We start from the raw sequence: 15,339 nt of genomic DNA on the forward strand, positions 1-15,339 counted from the left end.
ACGTCAGCACTGACTGAGCAAGTATTGGGAGCGCCCCAAAGTGTTGCGGGGTTTTCCCACCCAGCGCGAGGTAACGCGTTGCGGGTGTAGCACTTCGGCGCGGATGTGCGCCTCATGATCTGCTGAGTGGGTCTGCTTCTGGCAGTCCCTCTACAGCGGACTTTGGATTCTTCTGTTTCGTCCCCTTCAAGTCAAGTCGTCTATGTAGTTAATTCGAACTAAGCGCATGAGAACGCAAGAAAAAACCCAAAAACAACCACCGCCTGCACTTCGATTGCGCAATATTCGACAAGCAACTCAGAAATGCGCACCTTGACTTTGGTCATCGGCCTATAGACAGGGACTGGTCAAGGCTGCCGGCAGAACGGCAAGAAGAGCGCTAGGAAGAGGTGAGGAGGACGGTGTCTGGCATCCGAAGGCGACTGCCAGGCATACCCGGCAGTCTCGGATTCAGCGGGTGGCCGCGATGAGCTGATCGAACTCTTTGAGCAACATTCGCAACTGCAGATCGCGCCCCTGCATCGGCCGGGTGGAGAACACCATTTCGGCCATCTCCTGGATACCGGAGGCATTGGGCAGCGGCAGGTCCTGCTCCAGAATCACCTTCATGCGCGGCAGAAAGATCCACTGCAGCCACTGCTCGAAATCCAGCGTATCCACGGCAAAAGGCTGAGTACTGGCCAGAGCCTCGGCACTGGGTGCTATCTCGTCCCACAGCCCCTGCACGCGCAACTCACGCTCGATCAGCAGCAACTGCTCGGCGATCTTGGGAAAACGCACATCCATCACAGCGAGACTCGGGCTTTCTGCCGTGCCTGGGCGGCACCAGCTGCATCACCCTGTTTCTCCCGTGCCTGGGCGATCAACTCCCACAAACTCGCCTGAAGATCGGGACGACCATTGGCAAAACTCAGACCGCGACGAGCAAACTGTTCGGCTTGCGGCGCATCGCCCTGGGCCATGCGCACCTGAGCCAAGCGGTACAGCACCTGCGGCTCACGTGGAGCAACACGCTGCGCCCGCTCGAGGCTGGAAGAAGCACCGTTCAGGTCACCACTGGACTGCTGCTGTTGCGCAGTGGTTAGCAACGCTAGCACCGGACCGTCCAGTTGCTCATCAGCAGACAGGCCACCGGCACGTGCCGAAGGGATGCCACTGGGCGTGGAAGGCATGTTGTAGGTGCCCTGGTTGATCGGCGCCGGCTGATAGCCAGAGCCGTCCACCGGACCCGGGGTAATAGGCCCCGGAGTAATCGGTGAGCTGCTGATCGGCGCCGAAGCCGTTGCGCCACCACCCGGAACCATCACCACCACCCCGGAGTCCTCCGGAATCGCCTGTGCTTGAGCTTGCGCCGGACGCTTGATCGTCGTCTGTCGAAAGCCTCCGGAGGCAGAAATCCGCTCACTGTTGGACACGGCCGTGCCGGAGTCCACGACGGGAATGGAGCCGCGCTGCACACTGGCGCAACCGTTGAGCAACGCCAGAGCTGTAATAGCTGGAACCCACCACTTGTTCACGTCAAACCCTCATCGCTTAGTTCATCCAGCCCTTGACCCAATCCATCACATCGCTACCTGCCGGGGTTTCACCACCGCAGGAGGCGCCGGGAGGCGGTTCGCTGCCGCGAATATACGGCATCTGTACAGCCCCCGGACAGTTGGCATCGGAGCCCTGTCCGGTACGCGAATCGACCCAGGCTTGAACCACGTTGTCCGGCTGCGGCATATCCAGCGGCAGCGGATCGGCCTTGCGCATGAAACTGGTCCACACCTGCAAGGCACCCGTGGCGCCGGTAAACGGCGTCTTGCCATTATCGTCACGGCCCAGCCAGACCACCGCCAGCAGGTCCTGGCTGAAGCCCGCGAACCAGCTGTCACGGGAGTCGTTACTGGTGCCGGTCTTGCCCGCAAGCGCCAGGGTCTTGGGCAATACGTTGTAAACCGAGCTACCCGTGCCTTCGCGCATCACACGCTGCATCGCACTCTGGATCAGGTAGATAGACCCAGCATCGAATCGCTGCTGAATCTGGAACGGATAACGCTTGAGCGGTTCGCCTTCGGCCGTCAATACGCTGCGAATCCCGCGCATTGGCGTATTGAAACCGCCATTGGCCAGGGTCTGGTACATGGTCGCCACTTCGATCGGGCTCATGCCACCGGCTCCCAGCAGCATCGAGGGGAACGCCGGGAACTCCCGGGTAACGCCCAGGCGCCCCAGGGTTTTCAGGACGTTGGGTACGCCCACTTCCAAGCCAAGTCGCGCGGTGGACAAGTTGTAGGAATGGGCCAGGCCCTGGTACAGGAAAACGGTGCCATGGGAACGACGGTCGTAGTTCTGCGGCTTCCACACCTGGCCGTCAGCCCCCTTCACCGAGAAAGCCTCATCGGAAAGCCAACTGGTCAGGGTGTACTGGCTGGGCTTTTCCAGAGCCGTCAGGTAGACCGCAGGCTTGATCAGCGAGCCGATTGGACGCACTGCGTCCAATGCCCGATTGAAACCGGCGAAGCTGGCTTGACGACTGCCAATCATGGCCTGGACTTCACCGGTTTCCGGATTGGTCACCACCATGGCCGCTTCAACGTCTTCCGAGCCCTTGCGTCCAGCCAGGCGTTTGAAGGTATCGTTGACCGAAGCCTCAGCCTTCATCTGCAGGATGGGATCGAAACTGGTGAAGATTCGCAGCCCTTCTTCAGTCAAGTCTTCGTCGCGATAATCTTCTCGCAACTGGCGCTTAACCAGGTCGAGGAAGCCTGGGAACGAGCTGTCAGCCAGGCTGCCGCGCTTGGTCACGCCCAATGGCATTTTTTTCGCAGCTTCAACCTGCTCGGCAGTGGCCACACCCTGTTGCTCAAGCAGGTCGAGCACCAGGTTGCGCCGTTCCAGAGCACGCTCCGGATAACGCCGCGGATTGTAATAGGAAGGACCTTTGACCATCCCCACCAGCAGCGCTACCTGATGCAATTTGAGTTCGGACAGCGGCTGGCTGAAGAAGAACTGGCTGGCCAAACCGAAACCGTGCACCGCTCGCTGACCATCCTGGCCGACAAAAACCTCGTTGAGATAGGCCTCGAGAATCTCGCGCTTGTCGTAATGCAGTTCCAGCAGCAGCGCCATCATGGCTTCATTGAGCTTTCGCGACAGGCTGCGTTCACTGGTCAGGAAGAAGTTCTTCACCAACTGCTGGGTCAGGGTGCTGCCACCCTGGCGCATCTGGCCCGACGAAGTGTTGACCCAGATCGCCCGGGCAATCGACTTCGGTGACACCCCGAAGTGCGAATAGAAGTCACGGTCTTCCACCGCCACCAGGGTTTCCAGCAGGTAGGGGGGAACCTGATCGATCTTGATCAGGATCCGGTCCTCCAGGTTTTTCGGGTACAGGCCACCGATCAGCAGCGGCTCCAGCCGCACGACCGCAAGCTTGGCGCCCTTACTGCCGGACAGCTCCGCCACATAGTCACCGGAGAAACGCACGCGAACCGGCTGCGCCTGCTCCAATCCTTCATAGAACTGGAAGCCACGGGTATTCAGATCGACAGTGTTGCCGCTGACCGCAGCAGCACCGGGACCGTTGGCGACACTTTCGCGGCGATAGCCCAGGGCATCGAGCTCCGTCAGGAAGTCCTCCTTGCTGAGCTTTTGTCCGACGAACAGCTCCAGCGGACGGGCATAGACCTTGGCCGGGATAGTCCAGCGCTTGCCGGAGAATTTTTCCTGGACCACAGCATCGAGGTAAACCGCAAAGCCAGCGAGCACTACCAAGCCGACCAAACTGAGCTTGAGCGCCCAGCCCAGCCAGGGGCGCAGGCCACCAGAGGGAGTTTTTTTAGCGGAACGAGGGGATCGGGTACGAGTCATGGCGGCGGATTATACGCACTTTATTCATCCTCAACATGCGCCACCCGAGGTTTGCGTTACCCCTCCCAACGGCCATAATGACGCCCTCGATTTTCCCGACTCTAAAGGATCACCCGTGAGCCAGTCACTGATCGCCGCCCTGCAAAACCCCGCTTTGTATCCTCATCCCGTAGAAGGGTTTCAGGTCATCGAAACCCACATCTCCTGGGTACTGCTCACCGGTCCCTTTGCTTATAAAGTGAAGAAGCCGGTGAATTTCGGGTTCCTCGATTTCACCAGCCTGGATGCCCGGGAGCATTTCTGCGGTGAAGAGCTGCGCCTGAACCAGCGCCTGACCCAGGACCTGTACCTGGAAGTCCTGCCGATCACCGGTAGCGCCGAAGCACCAGAGCTGGGCGGCAACGGCCCGGTCATCGAATACGCGCTGAAAATGCGCCAGTTCCCCCAGAGCCAATTGCTCAGCACCTTGCAAGCCAATAGCGAACTGACCACCGCGCACATCGACGAGCTGGCCAAGCAGATCGCCGAGTTCCACCTCAGCGCCCCCAAGGTCCCGGCCGCCCACGAAGCCGGTACACCGGAAAGCGTAATGGCGCCAGTACGCCAGAACTTCGAGCAGATACGCCCCTTCCTCAGCGATAAGGCCGACCTGCAGCAGCTCGAAGCCCTGGAGGCCTGGGCCGAGGCTAGTTTCGAACGCCTCAAGCCACTGCTGGCCCAACGCAAGAGCGAAGGCTTTATCCGTGAGTGCCACGGTGATATCCACCTGGGCAACGCCACCCTTATCGACGGCAAGGTGGTGATTTTCGACTGCATCGAATTCAACGAACCCTTCCGTTTCACTGACGTCTATGCCGACACCGGTTTCCTCGCCATGGACCTGGAAGATCGCGGCCTGAAAAGCCTGGCGCGGCGTTTCATCAGCCAGTACCTGGAACTGACCGGTGACTATCAGGGCCTGGAACTGCTGAACTTCTACAAAGCCTACCGTGCTCTGGTACGCGCCAAAGTCAGCCTGTTCAGCATGCCGGCCGATGCCACTCCGGTGCAGCGCGCCACCACCCTGCGCCAATACCGCAACTACGCCAACCTGGCGGAAAGCTACAGCACCATTCCATCACGCTTCCTGGCGATCACCTCGGGCGTCTCGGCCGTTGGCAAAAGCCGCGTAGCCATGCGTCTGGTGGAGGCACTGGGCGCCGTTCGCCTGCGCTCCGATGTGGAACGCAAGCGTCTGTTCGGCGAGCAACAAGTGCCGAACGACCCTCACGCCGGTATCTACAGCAGCGAAGCCAGCAGCGCCACCTACACCCGCCTGCATGAAATTGCCGAAACTATTCTGCGCGCTGGTTTCCCAGTCGTGATCGACGCTACCTACCTCAAGCGCGCGCAGCGGGATGCCGCAGCCAAGGTGGCCGAATCCACCGGCACCCCTTGCCTGATCATCGACTGCAACGCACCCGAGGCCGTGGTCGCCAGCTGGTTGGCTCAACGTCAAGCCGATCAGAACGATCCTTCCGATGCCACTCTGGAAGTGATCGCCACCCAGCAAGCCACGCGTGAGGCCCTGACCGACGAAGAGCTGCTACGCAGCAAGCGTATCGAAACCAACGAAAGCGGTAGCCTGGATGCTCTGGTTGCCAACATTCGTCAGCGCCTCCCAGGCCTGTAAGCAGTAATTTCAGCCGTGAAGTGCAAAGACTTCACGGCTGAAAAATAGTGGCACTATACTGGCGTCATAAATCCAACACTGGTGACGTCGCCATGAGCCAACCGAAACTTCTGGATACTCCGCTTTACGCCCTGCTGCATAAAGACGACATCGTCGGTTTCAACCGCGAACGTCCAAAGGATCAACCCATCGACATGCGTGGCGGTGACTTCCGCGGCCTCGACCTGCGACAGTTGAACGCTCAGGGCATCGACTTTACTGACGCCTACTTCCGTTCCGCCGATCTGCGTGGCCTGGACCTGCGCAATGCCACCATGGAAGGCGCCAGCCTGGCCCATGCGCAAATCTCTGGCGCCTACTTCCCGGTAGAACTGACTGCCGACGAAATCCTCATGTCAGTCAACTTCGGTACCCGCCTGCGTTACAACACCCGCTGAAAGCCCCTGCACTGCTCTGTCCGGCGCCCAACTGCGCGCCGGACCCGTGACATCCCCATTGCTCCCTTACCCTGCAAGGCCCGAGCGCTCTCGCTGCCTCGTCCTGATACCCCCTCCTTAGAAGCATTTGCGCCAAACCCGACCAAAGAACAGCGCGTTTTCTACTGAGCGCTACACTCCTTTGAGGCTGCCCACTCACCATTCGGCCATCGCCAGGAGGCTTAATGAATGATGAACTGCAACATTTGAAGAACCTTGGCAAGACCTCCGCACAATGGCTGCATGCAGTGGGCATCCATAGTGCTTCGGACTTGCGCCGCCTGGGCGCGGTAGACGCCTATCGGGCGGTGCGCACCCGCGGCTTTCGCGCCTCTAAAGTCCTGCTATACGCCATTGAAGGAGCCTTGATGGACATGCACTGGAACGACCTTCCTGCTGAACGCAAAGAGGCGTTGAACAAACAGCTGGACGCCATTTCCTCTCGCCACAAAAACTGACTGGCAGAACCTTATGTACCTGATGGGGGAGCAACCGGCCTACGCCGATGCCTTGATCAATCGTCTGCAAAGCATCCCGACGCAACTACTGGCGGGACTTTCACCCAGCGGTTCAGTCCTGGAATTTGAAGCTGTAGCAGACCTGTCCAACGCACTGCCCGGCCACCAACTGTTCCTCCTCGACAGCGGCGTGATCCAGGCCAGCGTTGACGAACGACCACTTTTTTACCTGCATGAAGGCGATCTGGTGGGGTTGCGTCGAGGTATCGAGCAACCACAGTGGCACTTGAGCAGCGACACACCACTGATATTGACCCCCTATTTGCGGACCGACGTGTTCCGGCATATCTACGCCGACGAACAGCGCTCGGAACTGTTGCTGCAATACCTGATTGGCCAGACCGCCCTACTCTCTGATGCAGTAGCACGCTTGAAACCTCCGGAATTACGCAGCAGCAACGGCTTCAAACGGGTAGCTTCCGGCGAAGTACTGATTGCTCAGGGGGATGAGGCGGATCATGTGTTCGTGATTCTCGAAGGGCACGCCCAAGCCTTTGTCGATGGCCACAAAGTTGGCGATGTACCCAAGGATGAGATTTTTGGCGCCATGGCGGTCTTCACCGGAGAGAAACGCAGCGCCAGTGTGATCGCCAGCGAGCCGAGCACGATCATGCTGATTCCCAAGGAGCAGTTCCTCAGCCTGACCCAGAGCAATCCACGCATCGCCCACAGCCTGATCGAGAGCATGGCAAGGCGCATCGACCTGCTGAACAAGGAAGTGACCCGTCTCATGGCCTTGAACAGCCCGAGCCAAGATTGAACGAACAGAGGATCCAAACAAGCGTTTAGCGAAATATGCGAAAACTGAAAAAGCTTTGTTGACTTAGAAATGAGAATCGTTATGATTATCACAACTGGTCGCGAGATCAGTCGATAACCTGGAAGACCAGTGGTTCGGACTCTCAGATTATCTCCTCATCAGGCTAATCACGGTTATTTGACCCGGCTCTTGCCGGGTCTTTTTTTGCCCGTGAAAAAGTGAGCCACTCAAGGTTTCAATTGCGCGCAGTAATCCTTGGGTGGCTGGGGTGGCGTGTACCAGACGTAATCGGCCGATGCCGGGGAAACCTCACTTCCCTGCTCCGCCAGAATCAGCACCACAACTTCCTGCCCCTGATCCAGATCAGCCATATGCAAGGGCACCCCAAGATCCCGGCGCCCATGAAAAGATCCGGCAAACAGCAAGGCTGGAGTCGGTGCTGCCAGCAGCCGCTCGGCCATGCGCCGATCCCGCTGTTGCTGCACCGCCAGCATGGACGGCACCTGGCTTTCGCGCAGTAGGCCGCAGTGGGACTCGCGAATTTGCGCGGACAATAGCTGAGTCACCGGGCGGGCATTGCTCCGCGCCCCTGACAGAACAGGCGCCTGTGCATAAATCCTGCGCACGTCCTGAGTGTTCAGATTGGCTGCCAGCAATGGATAGGGCTGCTTCAACGCATAACCCACCAGCGGACCGTAGAGACTCCAGTCCCAACCCGGTTGCCAGGCCAGCGTAGCGGGTAGTCCATCAGGCAAACGCCGCCCATCCAGGGACCGCTTGACCTCATCGACTTTTGATTGCTGATCCGGATTGAGCATTTCCAACAACAGACTGCCCTGTTGCCGCTCCGCGGACATAGAGCGCAAGAGCCAGAGCTGCAACGCGTGATGATCGGCGTTGTCATGCTGCTCACCGACTATCAGCCTGGGCGCCTGTGCCAGGCGTTCAACCAGCTCGCCAGGGCTCAGCGCCTCACCATTGTGCAGATCAATAATGTTGCCTGGCTCCTGCGCAACCGGCGGCAGCGTTTCCGGCATGCTGTGACAGGCCGCCAGCAACAGGGCCAGCAGTAGCGAGAGTGCACGCATCAGGTCTCTCCGTGTGTCAGATCAACGGGCAATGATCAACGGATGCCCGCGTTCAGGGTGCTGCTGCACCAGAACCTCCAGGCCGAACACCGCTTGCAACGGCTCGGAACGCAGCACCTCGGCTGGCGTCCCCAACGAATGTGGGCGTCCGCCTTCAAGCAGCAATACCCGATCACAGTAGCGCGCCGCCAGATTCAGGTCATGGAGGATAATCAGCACCGCCGCGCCGCGATCGGCAAACTCCCGGACGGCCTGCAAGGTGATGTGTTGATGCAACGGATCGAGGGCAGACGTGGGCTCATCCAGCAACAGGTTGTGTCCACTCTGTCCTGGCCACAATTGCGCCAGGACCCGCGCCAGATGCACCCGCTGCCGCTCTCCACCCGATAACGCCAGGTAGCTGCGCCCCGAAAGATGCATCACATCGGCCGCCTCCAGCGCAGCACTGACTATCTGCGCGTCACGCACGCGACCACTCTGATGGGGCAAGCGCCCAAGCCCCACCACTTCCTCGACCCGAAAAGCGAAGTCCAGACTCGACGCCTGAGGCAACACCGCCAGACGTTGCGCCCGCAATGTACCCTGCCACTGCGCCAACTCTTGCCCATCCAGCGACACTCGGCCCTGGTGGGCCGCCAACTCTCCACTCATGGCTCCGAGCAGGCTGCTTTTACCGGCGCCATTGGGTCCAAGCACCCCCAATACCTGGCCCGGCAACAATTGCAGGTCCACGCCGGACAGAACATCTTTACCACCACGGCGGACATGCAGATTCTCGACTCGCAGCATCAGGCGCGCCCTCGCAACAACAGGTACAAAAAGAACGGCGCGCCGATAAAAGCGGTGACGATACCGATGGGCAATTCGGCTGGTGCCAGCGCCAGGCGCGCCACCAGGTCAGCCAACAGCAACAAGCTGGCCCCCGCCAGGATCGATGCCGGAAGCAAGGTGCGATGATCCGGCCCCGACAGCAGGCGCACCAGATGGGGCACCACCAGTCCGACAAAACCTATCATCCCCGCTGCAGCGACGGCAGCTCCCACGCCCAGGGCAGTACAGAACACCAGCTCGCGCTTGAGTCCTTCGACATCGATCCCCAAATGCTTGGCCTCGGACTCGCCCAGTAGCAGCGCATTCAATGCCGTGGCCCGACGAGGCAACCACAGAGCTACCGCAGCCGTCACCAGCAGCAGCGGCCACAACCGCTGGTAACTGGCACCGTTCAGGCTGCCCAGGTTCCAGAAGGTCAAGGTTCGCAAGGTGGCATCATCCGCCAGGTAGGTGAACAAGCCCACAGCCGAGCTGGCCAGAGCCGTCAAGGCTATTCCCGCCAGCAACATGGTTGCTACATGAGTCTGGCCATTGCGCCGGCCAAGACGATAGACCAGCGCTGTCACTCCCAGGCCACCCAGAAAGGCACAGAGTGAGAGCAGGTAGGGGCCAATGGCTTCCGGTACACCGCCGAACATCGAGCCGCCAACAATGGCGATCGCCGCGCCCAACGCTGCTCCACTGGACACCCCCACCAGCCCCGGATCCGCCAGGGGATTGCGAAACAGTCCCTGCATGGCCACGCCGGACAGTGCCAGCACTCCACCCACCGCAAGGCCAAGCAAGGTCCGCGGCAGGCGGATCTGCCCGAGGATCAGCTCCGCCTGCTCCAGCCCCTGCCCATTGATCGGTATTCCAAGCAAGCGCAGGGCGGCGCGCAAGGTATCGAACAGGGGCAGGCTGACCGGCCCCAAGGCCAGTGACAGCCAAATAGCCAGGAGGCACAGGGCTCCCAACCCGAGAAACAGCGTTCTAGGTTTGACCAGACGACTCATTGGGCCGACTTGGCCTGGGGGTAGAACACTGCCGCCAGGCGCTTCAGGCTATCCGGCAACCGAGGCCCCAAGCCCCCCACCAGCAAGGTCGGATCCAGTTCGACCACCCGCCCAGCCTTGACCGCCGCAGTAGACGCCAGCACCGGGTTTTCCTTGAACAGCGCAGCACGGGCCGCGTCGCCGCTCAGGCTGCGATCGGAAAACACCAGGACTTGCGGACTCAAGCTGGCCAAGGACTCCACCGAAAACGGCTTGTAGCCGGTATGGGTCGCCAAGTTGTGCCCACCGGCCTGCTGCAGGAGCCAGTCCGCCGCAGTGTCCTTGCCGGCAATCAGCGGTTTACCGCCAGCATGCCCCAGCAGCAGCAATACTCCCGGCGCCGCCTGGGCCTTCTGTGCCTCACGGACCCAGGCGTGTTGCTGTTCAAGCTGCTTTTGATAGTCCTGAAACAGCTCTGCGGCTTGCGCCTCGCGGCCCAGTAGTTGCCCCAGATGCCGCAAAGTGTGCTGCATGGTAGGAAGATCGGCCTGGGCAGAAAACAGCTCGACCCTGACCCCGGCGCTACGAATCTGTGACAGCACCGGCGGCGGGCCCATTTCCTCTGTACCCACCAGAATCTGCGGCCGCAGGCTCAGGATCCCTTCCGCCGATAGCTGTCGTTGATAGCCAATGCTGGGCAGCGCCTTGAGTGATGCCGGATGCTGGCTGGTGGTGTCGACCCCCACCAGCTTCGACTCCGCGCCCAGAGCGGTTACCCACTCAGACAAGGCCCCACCAGCACTGACCCAACGCTGCGGCAACTCATCGGCGGTGGCCCACTGGCTCACCAGCATTCCGGCACAGAACGCAATGGCGCTGGCACTCAGGCGCATAAGTACATTTCCTTTATAGACGTGGGGCCCGCGAAGCAGCTGTCCATGTGACATGCCAGGCAGAGCAGGCATCGAAATGAGCAAGCACCCCGTGTCGGGCGAGGCGGCCATTTGATAATTGTTTTCATTTAGCAGTCAAGCGTCGACATGTTTCATCCTGCCGCCACGGAAAAACTGTGACAGCCTTAGCGCAGAGCCTTCGGACCAAGAGGATAGACATGAAATTTCTTTGCGCCGGGAGTGACCTTCCCGAGGCCGGTAGCCGGGGTTTCCAGCTTGCGGGCTTGAAGCTCTTTGCCGTGCGCCGCGAGGGGCAGGCCTACGTGTATGCCAATCAGTGCCCGCACCGAGGAGTCCCCCTGGAATGGCAACCTGATCAGTTCCTCGATCCCAGCGCCAGCCTGATCCAGTGCGCCACCCATGGCGCACTGTTTCTGATCGAGAGTGGCGAATGTGTGGCAGGGCCATGCGCCGGGCAATTCCTGAGGGCTATCGACTGCAGGGAAGACAGTCAGGGTATCTGGGTCGATCTTTAACCCTAAAACAGCACCTCTAGGCGCCGATCGATAGAGACTTCCTGTGCAGTCAGGCGAACGCCATAAGCCAGCACCTCGACACCGGCCGCTACCGCCTCCCTCAGGGCTACGGCATACCCCGGATCAATCTCCTCTGCCGGACGCACTGCTTCTATACCCGAGAGATTGACGCAATACAGCTGAACCGCACGTACCCCCTCCCGAGCCAGGCTTGCCAGTTCACGCAAGTGCTTGGCGCCGCGCTGGGTCACCGCATCGGGGAACGCCGCCACTGCGCAACCATCGAACCCCAGAGTGACACTCTTAACCTCGACATAGGCCGGACCGCCCGGGTAATCCAGGCGAAAATCGATGCGACTGTTCTCCTGCCCATAAGGCACCTCACGCTTCAACCCGGTGAAGCCGTTCAATTCATTGATCAGCCCTGCCCTCAACGCCTCTTCAACCAAGCTGTTGGCCCGCCCGGTATTGACGCAGGCCAAACGACCTTGAGGCGTTTCACTGATTTCCCAGGTGCCCGGCAGCTTGCGCTTGGGGTCGTTGGAACGGCTGAACCACACCTGCCCGCCTTCAACCATGCAATTGAACATCGAACCGGTATTGGGACAGTGAATCGTCATCTGTTCGCCTGCAGCGGTTTCGATGTCTGCCAGGAAACGCTTGTAGCGACGCAGCAGACGCCCTTCTTCCAAGGGAGGATTGAAGCGCATCAGCCTTGCCAGCTCTGCAGGCCACGGGAGATACGCTGCACCGCTTCCTGGAGGCGCTCCAGGCTCTGGGTGTAGGCGAAACGCACATGGTGTCCCGCCTGGTGACGACCGAAGTCCAGGCCGGGAGTGAAGGCCAAGTGCTCGGTCTCCAGGAAGTGCCGGCAGAAAGCAAAGGCATCACCACCAAAAGCGCTGATATCGGCGTACAGATAGAAGGCTCCTTCAGGCTCCACGGCGATACCAAAGCCCAACTCGCGCAAGGCCGGGAGCAGGAAATCCCGGCGGCGCCCGAATTCGGCACGACGCTCCTCCAGCATGCTGATGGTTTGCGGCTCGAAACAGGCCAGAGCAGCGTACTGGGCCATGCTCGGCGCACTGATGTAGAGGTTCTGCGCCAGTTTCTCCAGCTCACCCACAGCCGCAGGCGGTGCCACCAGCCACCCCAGGCGCCAACCGGTCATGCCAAAATACTTGGAAAAACTATTCAGGACGAAAGCGCTGTCATCCACTTCCAGCACGCTGGCGGCATCAGTGCCATAGGTCAGGCCGTGGTAGATCTCGTCCACCACCAGATGTCCGTTGCGAGCCTTGATCGCAGCGGACAGGCCCGCCAGTTCATCACGACTGAGCACAGTCCCGGTAGGGTTCGCCGGGGAAGCAACCAGGGCGCCGACGCTGTCCTGATCCCAGTAACGCTCCACCAAGTCAGGAGTCAGTTGATAACGCACATCCGGCCCTACCGGCACCAACTGCGCAGCACCTTCCACCAGACGCAGAAAATGCCGGTTGCACGGATAGCCCGGGTCAGCCAGCAGCCAGTGCTTGCCCGGGTCCACCAGCAGGCTGCTGGTCAGCAGCAACGCACCAGAACCTCCGGGAGTGATCATGATCCGCTCGGGGTCGATATCCAGGCCATAACGCTGCTGGTAGAAACCGGAGATTGCCCCACGCAGCTCCGGGATACCTCGCGCCGCGGTGTAACGAGTCTTGCCGGCGCTCAAGGCCGCCTGCCCGGCCTTGATGATCGGCTCGGCGGTGGTGAAGTCCGGCTCGCCGATCTCCAGGTGAATCACATCATGTCCGGCGGCCTGCAACTCATTGGCGCGGGCCAGCAGGGCCATGACATGGAAAGGTTCGATAGCGCGACTGCGCGCACTGTAGGGCAGAGCCATTAGCCTTCCTTTATTCGAGGGGGAGCAAAAGTCCGATTCTACCCATCCAGTGAAGCTCGGGAGAACCCAACCCCATCCACGCGGTCTGTTGCCTTGCGCCAACTGGTGCAAACAGAAACCGCAGATTTGACTAAAATCAACGATTGAGCGGACCGATCTGCAAGCCATGCCAGAGTTTTCCCGTGTCTACGGACTGCGACTGGACGCAGGCTCGACAACCGGGAGTAGCGCGCTCTGGTTTGATCTGGTAAGTTCGCCCGCTTGCAGCCGCAGGGCCGGCAAGTGTCGGAGATGGAGCAATCCTGCGCAATGGATTACAAGAGTAGAGGCGGTCCATTCATGCCCACCCAAGCAAAGCAACAGATTCAATCGATCAGCGGTTTTGAACCTTATGTTGAAACTGCGGGCGAAGAGTACATGGGCAAGCCCATGCGTGAGCACTTCACCAAGATCCTGAACAAGTGGAAACAGGACTTGATGCAGGAAGTCGACCGCACTGTTGATCACATGAAAGATGAAGCGGCCAACTTCCCTGATCCGGCCGACCGTGCCAGCCAGGAAGAAGAGTTCAGCCTTGAACTGCGCGCCCGTGATCGTGAGCGCAAGTTGATCAAGAAGATCGACAAGACCCTGCAATTGATCGAAGACGAAGAATACGGCTGGTGTGAATCCTGTGGTGTCGAGATCGGCATCCGCCGGCTGGAAGCCCGCCCAACCGCCGATATGTGCGTTGATTGCAAGACCCTGGCGGAAATCAAGGAAAAACAAGTCGGCAAGTAATCGCCGGCCTGAACCTGAAACGGAGCGTATACACGCTCCGTTTTCGTTTCCGCCTTGCGCTGTAGAAGCAATCCCCCCGTTCCTGTCATCACTCCGGGGCCAGCCCCGATAGCATCCTGCCCATGACTGCCTCCACATCTCCTTCATACATCGGACGCTTCGCCCCCACCCCCAGCGGCTACCTGCATTTCGGCTCGCTGGTTGCAGCCCTTGCCTCCTATCTGGATGCCCGAGCTGTCGGCGGCCGCTGGCTGGTGCGCATGGAAGACCTCGATCCGCCCCGGGAAGAGCCCGGCGCCCAGGCAGCGATCCTCAAGGCCCTGGAATGCTACGGTTTCGAATGGGACGGTGACATGGTCCGTCAGAGCGAACGCCACACTGCCTATGCCGAGGTGCTCAACCGCTTGTTCAACCAGGGCCTGGCCTATGCCTGTACCTGTTCACGCAAACAGCTGGAGCCCTACCACGGCATCTACCCGGGCCTGTGCCGCAACCTCGGCCATGCCCGAGAGCATGCAGCGATCCGCCTGCGCGTGCCGGAGCTGGAGTACCGCTTCACCGACCGGGTCCAGGGCGAGTACCGCCAGCACCTGGGCCGGGACGTGGGGGACTTCGTGATCCAGCGCCGGGATGGCCTCTATGCTTATCAACTGGCCGTGGTGCTGGATGACGCGTGGCAAGGCATCACCGACATCGTCCGTGGTTCTGACCTGCTGGACTCCACACCGCGTCAGTTGTACTTGCAGGAATTGCTGGGGCTGCCTCAGCCGCGTTACCTGCATGTGCCGCTGATCACTCAGCCGGACGGCCACAAACTGGGCAAGTCCTACCGCTCGCCACCACTGAGCGAAGATCAGGCGCCGCCCTTGCTATTGCGAGCGCTGCGGGCCCTGGGGCAGACAGCGCCAAGCGAACTGGCCGATGCCAGCGTGGCAGAAATCATGCGCTGGGGTACTGCGCACTGGGATGCACGCTTGATTCCACGCACACTGAGCGTGCCGGAAGCCCAATTGAGCTGACGCCCCTTGCAGCTTGGCGCCCATCCGTTACCATCGCCGCACGTTTTCGGGCACG

16 protein-coding genes are annotated in these 15,339 nt (G+C 60.3%); 7 read left to right on the plus strand and 9 right to left on the minus strand.

The window, feature by feature from the left end:
• Positions 1-450: 450 nt before the first annotated feature.
• From LOY69_RS25455 to mrcB, 3 genes are read right to left on the minus strand one after another with little or no spacing between them, the layout of a single operon-like run.
• A complete protein-coding gene (locus LOY69_RS25455) occupies positions 451-786 on the minus strand; it encodes a YqcC family protein (RefSeq protein WP_102882215.1) in 336 nt (111 codons plus the stop codon).
• Positions 786-1,517 carry a tetratricopeptide repeat protein gene (locus LOY69_RS25460; RefSeq protein WP_102882216.1) on the minus strand — a complete coding sequence of 244 codons (732 nt, stop codon included), beginning with the start codon at positions 1,515-1,517 and terminating at the stop codon, positions 786-788. The genes LOY69_RS25455 and LOY69_RS25460 overlap by 1 nt, the downstream gene beginning before the upstream one ends.
• Before the next feature lie 16 nt (positions 1,518-1,533).
• Positions 1,534-3,855: a penicillin-binding protein 1B gene (gene mrcB, locus LOY69_RS25465; RefSeq protein ID WP_110597059.1), complete on the minus strand. Its 2,322-nt coding sequence runs from the start codon at positions 3,853-3,855 to the stop codon at positions 1,534-1,536.
• A gap of 115 nt (positions 3,856-3,970) precedes the next feature.
• Between mrcB and LOY69_RS25470 the strand changes: the two genes are divergently transcribed.
• From LOY69_RS25470 to LOY69_RS25485, 4 genes are all read left to right on the plus strand, one after another.
• Entirely contained in the window at positions 3,971-5,527 is a 1,557-nt protein-coding gene (locus LOY69_RS25470; RefSeq protein ID WP_123390465.1) for an AAA family ATPase, read from the plus strand.
• A gap of 92 nt (positions 5,528-5,619) precedes the next feature.
• Positions 5,620-5,964 carry a pentapeptide repeat-containing protein gene (locus tag LOY69_RS25475; protein WP_102882219.1) on the plus strand — a complete coding sequence of 115 codons (345 nt, stop codon included), beginning with the start codon at positions 5,620-5,622 and terminating at the stop codon, positions 5,962-5,964.
• A 224-nt stretch (positions 5,965-6,188) separates the two neighbouring features.
• Positions 6,189-6,461, plus strand: coding sequence for a TfoX/Sxy family protein (locus LOY69_RS25480; RefSeq protein WP_011063495.1), 273 nt, complete (start codon positions 6,189-6,191; stop codon positions 6,459-6,461).
• 13 nt (positions 6,462-6,474) lie between these two features.
• Positions 6,475-7,281, plus strand: a complete 807-nt coding sequence (locus LOY69_RS25485) for a Crp/Fnr family transcriptional regulator (protein WP_265073762.1) — start codon at positions 6,475-6,477, stop codon at positions 7,279-7,281.
• A gap of 227 nt (positions 7,282-7,508) precedes the next feature.
• Here the strand turns inward: LOY69_RS25485 and LOY69_RS25490 are convergent, their stop codons facing one another.
• Genes LOY69_RS25490 through LOY69_RS25505 form a run of 4 tightly spaced genes read right to left on the minus strand, consistent with a single transcriptional unit; the run spans position 7,509 to position 11,067 of the window.
• Complete coding sequence (locus tag LOY69_RS25490; protein WP_265073763.1) at positions 7,509-8,369, minus strand: ChaN family lipoprotein; 861 nt, start codon at positions 8,367-8,369, stop codon at positions 7,509-7,511.
• 21 nt (positions 8,370-8,390) lie between these two features.
• Positions 8,391-9,158: a heme ABC transporter ATP-binding protein gene (locus tag LOY69_RS25495; protein WP_102865497.1), complete on the minus strand. Its 768-nt coding sequence runs from the start codon at positions 9,156-9,158 to the stop codon at positions 8,391-8,393.
• Positions 9,158-10,195, minus strand: a complete 1,038-nt coding sequence (locus LOY69_RS25500) for a FecCD family ABC transporter permease (RefSeq protein ID WP_102865496.1) — start codon at positions 10,193-10,195, stop codon at positions 9,158-9,160. The genes LOY69_RS25495 and LOY69_RS25500 overlap by 1 nt, the downstream gene beginning before the upstream one ends.
• Positions 10,192-11,067 carry a heme/hemin ABC transporter substrate-binding protein gene (locus tag LOY69_RS25505; RefSeq protein ID WP_265073764.1) on the minus strand — a complete coding sequence of 292 codons (876 nt, stop codon included), beginning with the start codon at positions 11,065-11,067 and terminating at the stop codon, positions 10,192-10,194. The genes LOY69_RS25500 and LOY69_RS25505 overlap by 4 nt, the downstream gene beginning before the upstream one ends.
• A 218-nt stretch (positions 11,068-11,285) precedes the next feature.
• Here LOY69_RS25505 and LOY69_RS25510 point away from each other — a divergent pair, with 218 nt between their 5' ends.
• Positions 11,286-11,603 carry a Rieske (2Fe-2S) protein gene (locus tag LOY69_RS25510; RefSeq protein WP_102865494.1) on the plus strand — a complete coding sequence of 106 codons (318 nt, stop codon included), beginning with the start codon at positions 11,286-11,288 and terminating at the stop codon, positions 11,601-11,603.
• 2 nt (positions 11,604-11,605) lie between these two features.
• On the opposite strand, the gene sfsA is transcribed toward LOY69_RS25510, so the two are convergent.
• Positions 11,606-12,313 (minus strand): DNA/RNA nuclease SfsA, encoded by a 708-nt coding sequence (gene sfsA, locus LOY69_RS25515; RefSeq protein WP_102882223.1) that lies wholly within the window; start codon positions 12,311-12,313, stop codon positions 11,606-11,608.
• Complete coding sequence (locus LOY69_RS25520) at positions 12,313-13,485, minus strand: pyridoxal phosphate-dependent aminotransferase (protein ID WP_102865492.1); 1,173 nt, start codon at positions 13,483-13,485, stop codon at positions 12,313-12,315. The genes sfsA and LOY69_RS25520 overlap by 1 nt, the downstream gene beginning before the upstream one ends.
• 339 nt (positions 13,486-13,824) lie before the next feature.
• Here LOY69_RS25520 and dksA point away from each other — a divergent pair, with 339 nt between their 5' ends.
• Positions 13,825-14,265: an RNA polymerase-binding protein DksA gene (gene dksA, locus LOY69_RS25525; protein WP_011063504.1), complete on the plus strand. Its 441-nt coding sequence runs from the start codon at positions 13,825-13,827 to the stop codon at positions 14,263-14,265.
• Between the two features lie 122 nt (positions 14,266-14,387).
• Positions 14,388-15,284: a tRNA glutamyl-Q(34) synthetase GluQRS gene (gene gluQRS / locus LOY69_RS25530; protein WP_102882224.1), complete on the plus strand. Its 897-nt coding sequence runs from the start codon at positions 14,388-14,390 to the stop codon at positions 15,282-15,284.
• Positions 15,285-15,339 lie beyond the last annotated feature (55 nt).

Source organism: Pseudomonas sp. B21-059 (assembly GCF_026016285.1).
GTDB classification, from domain to species: Bacteria; Pseudomonadota; Gammaproteobacteria; order Pseudomonadales; family Pseudomonadaceae; genus Aquipseudomonas; species Aquipseudomonas danubii.

What these genes read in the sequence shown, in the direction of transcription:
- LOY69_RS25455 (WP_102882215.1), bottom strand. Translation starts at nt 786, where the DNA reads ATGGATGTGCGTTTTCCCAAGATCGCCGAGCAGTTGCTGCTGATCGAG.
- mrcB (WP_110597059.1), bottom strand. Translation starts at nt 3,855, where the DNA reads ATGACTCGTACCCGATCCCCTCGTTCCGCTAAAAAAACTCCCTCTGGT.
- LOY69_RS25475 (WP_102882219.1), top strand. Translation starts at nt 5,620, where the DNA reads ATGAGCCAACCGAAACTTCTGGATACTCCGCTTTACGCCCTGCTGCAT.
- LOY69_RS25480 (WP_011063495.1), top strand. Translation starts at nt 6,189, where the DNA reads ATGAATGATGAACTGCAACATTTGAAGAACCTTGGCAAGACCTCCGCA.
- LOY69_RS25485 (WP_265073762.1), top strand. Translation starts at nt 6,475, where the DNA reads ATGTACCTGATGGGGGAGCAACCGGCCTACGCCGATGCCTTGATCAAT.
- LOY69_RS25490 (WP_265073763.1), bottom strand. Translation starts at nt 8,369, where the DNA reads ATGCGTGCACTCTCGCTACTGCTGGCCCTGTTGCTGGCGGCCTGTCAC.
- LOY69_RS25495 (WP_102865497.1), bottom strand. Translation starts at nt 9,158, where the DNA reads ATGCTGCGAGTCGAGAATCTGCATGTCCGCCGTGGTGGTAAAGATGTT.
- LOY69_RS25500 (WP_102865496.1), bottom strand. Translation starts at nt 10,195, where the DNA reads ATGAGTCGTCTGGTCAAACCTAGAACGCTGTTTCTCGGGTTGGGAGCC.
- LOY69_RS25505 (WP_265073764.1), bottom strand. Translation starts at nt 11,067, where the DNA reads ATGCGCCTGAGTGCCAGCGCCATTGCGTTCTGTGCCGGAATGCTGGTG.
- LOY69_RS25510 (WP_102865494.1), top strand. Translation starts at nt 11,286, where the DNA reads ATGAAATTTCTTTGCGCCGGGAGTGACCTTCCCGAGGCCGGTAGCCGG.
- sfsA (WP_102882223.1), bottom strand. Translation starts at nt 12,313, where the DNA reads ATGCGCTTCAATCCTCCCTTGGAAGAAGGGCGTCTGCTGCGTCGCTAC.
- LOY69_RS25520 (WP_102865492.1), bottom strand. Translation starts at nt 13,485, where the DNA reads ATGGCTCTGCCCTACAGTGCGCGCAGTCGCGCTATCGAACCTTTCCAT.
- dksA (WP_011063504.1), top strand. Translation starts at nt 13,825, where the DNA reads ATGCCCACCCAAGCAAAGCAACAGATTCAATCGATCAGCGGTTTTGAA.
- gluQRS (WP_102882224.1), top strand. Translation starts at nt 14,388, where the DNA reads ATGACTGCCTCCACATCTCCTTCATACATCGGACGCTTCGCCCCCACC.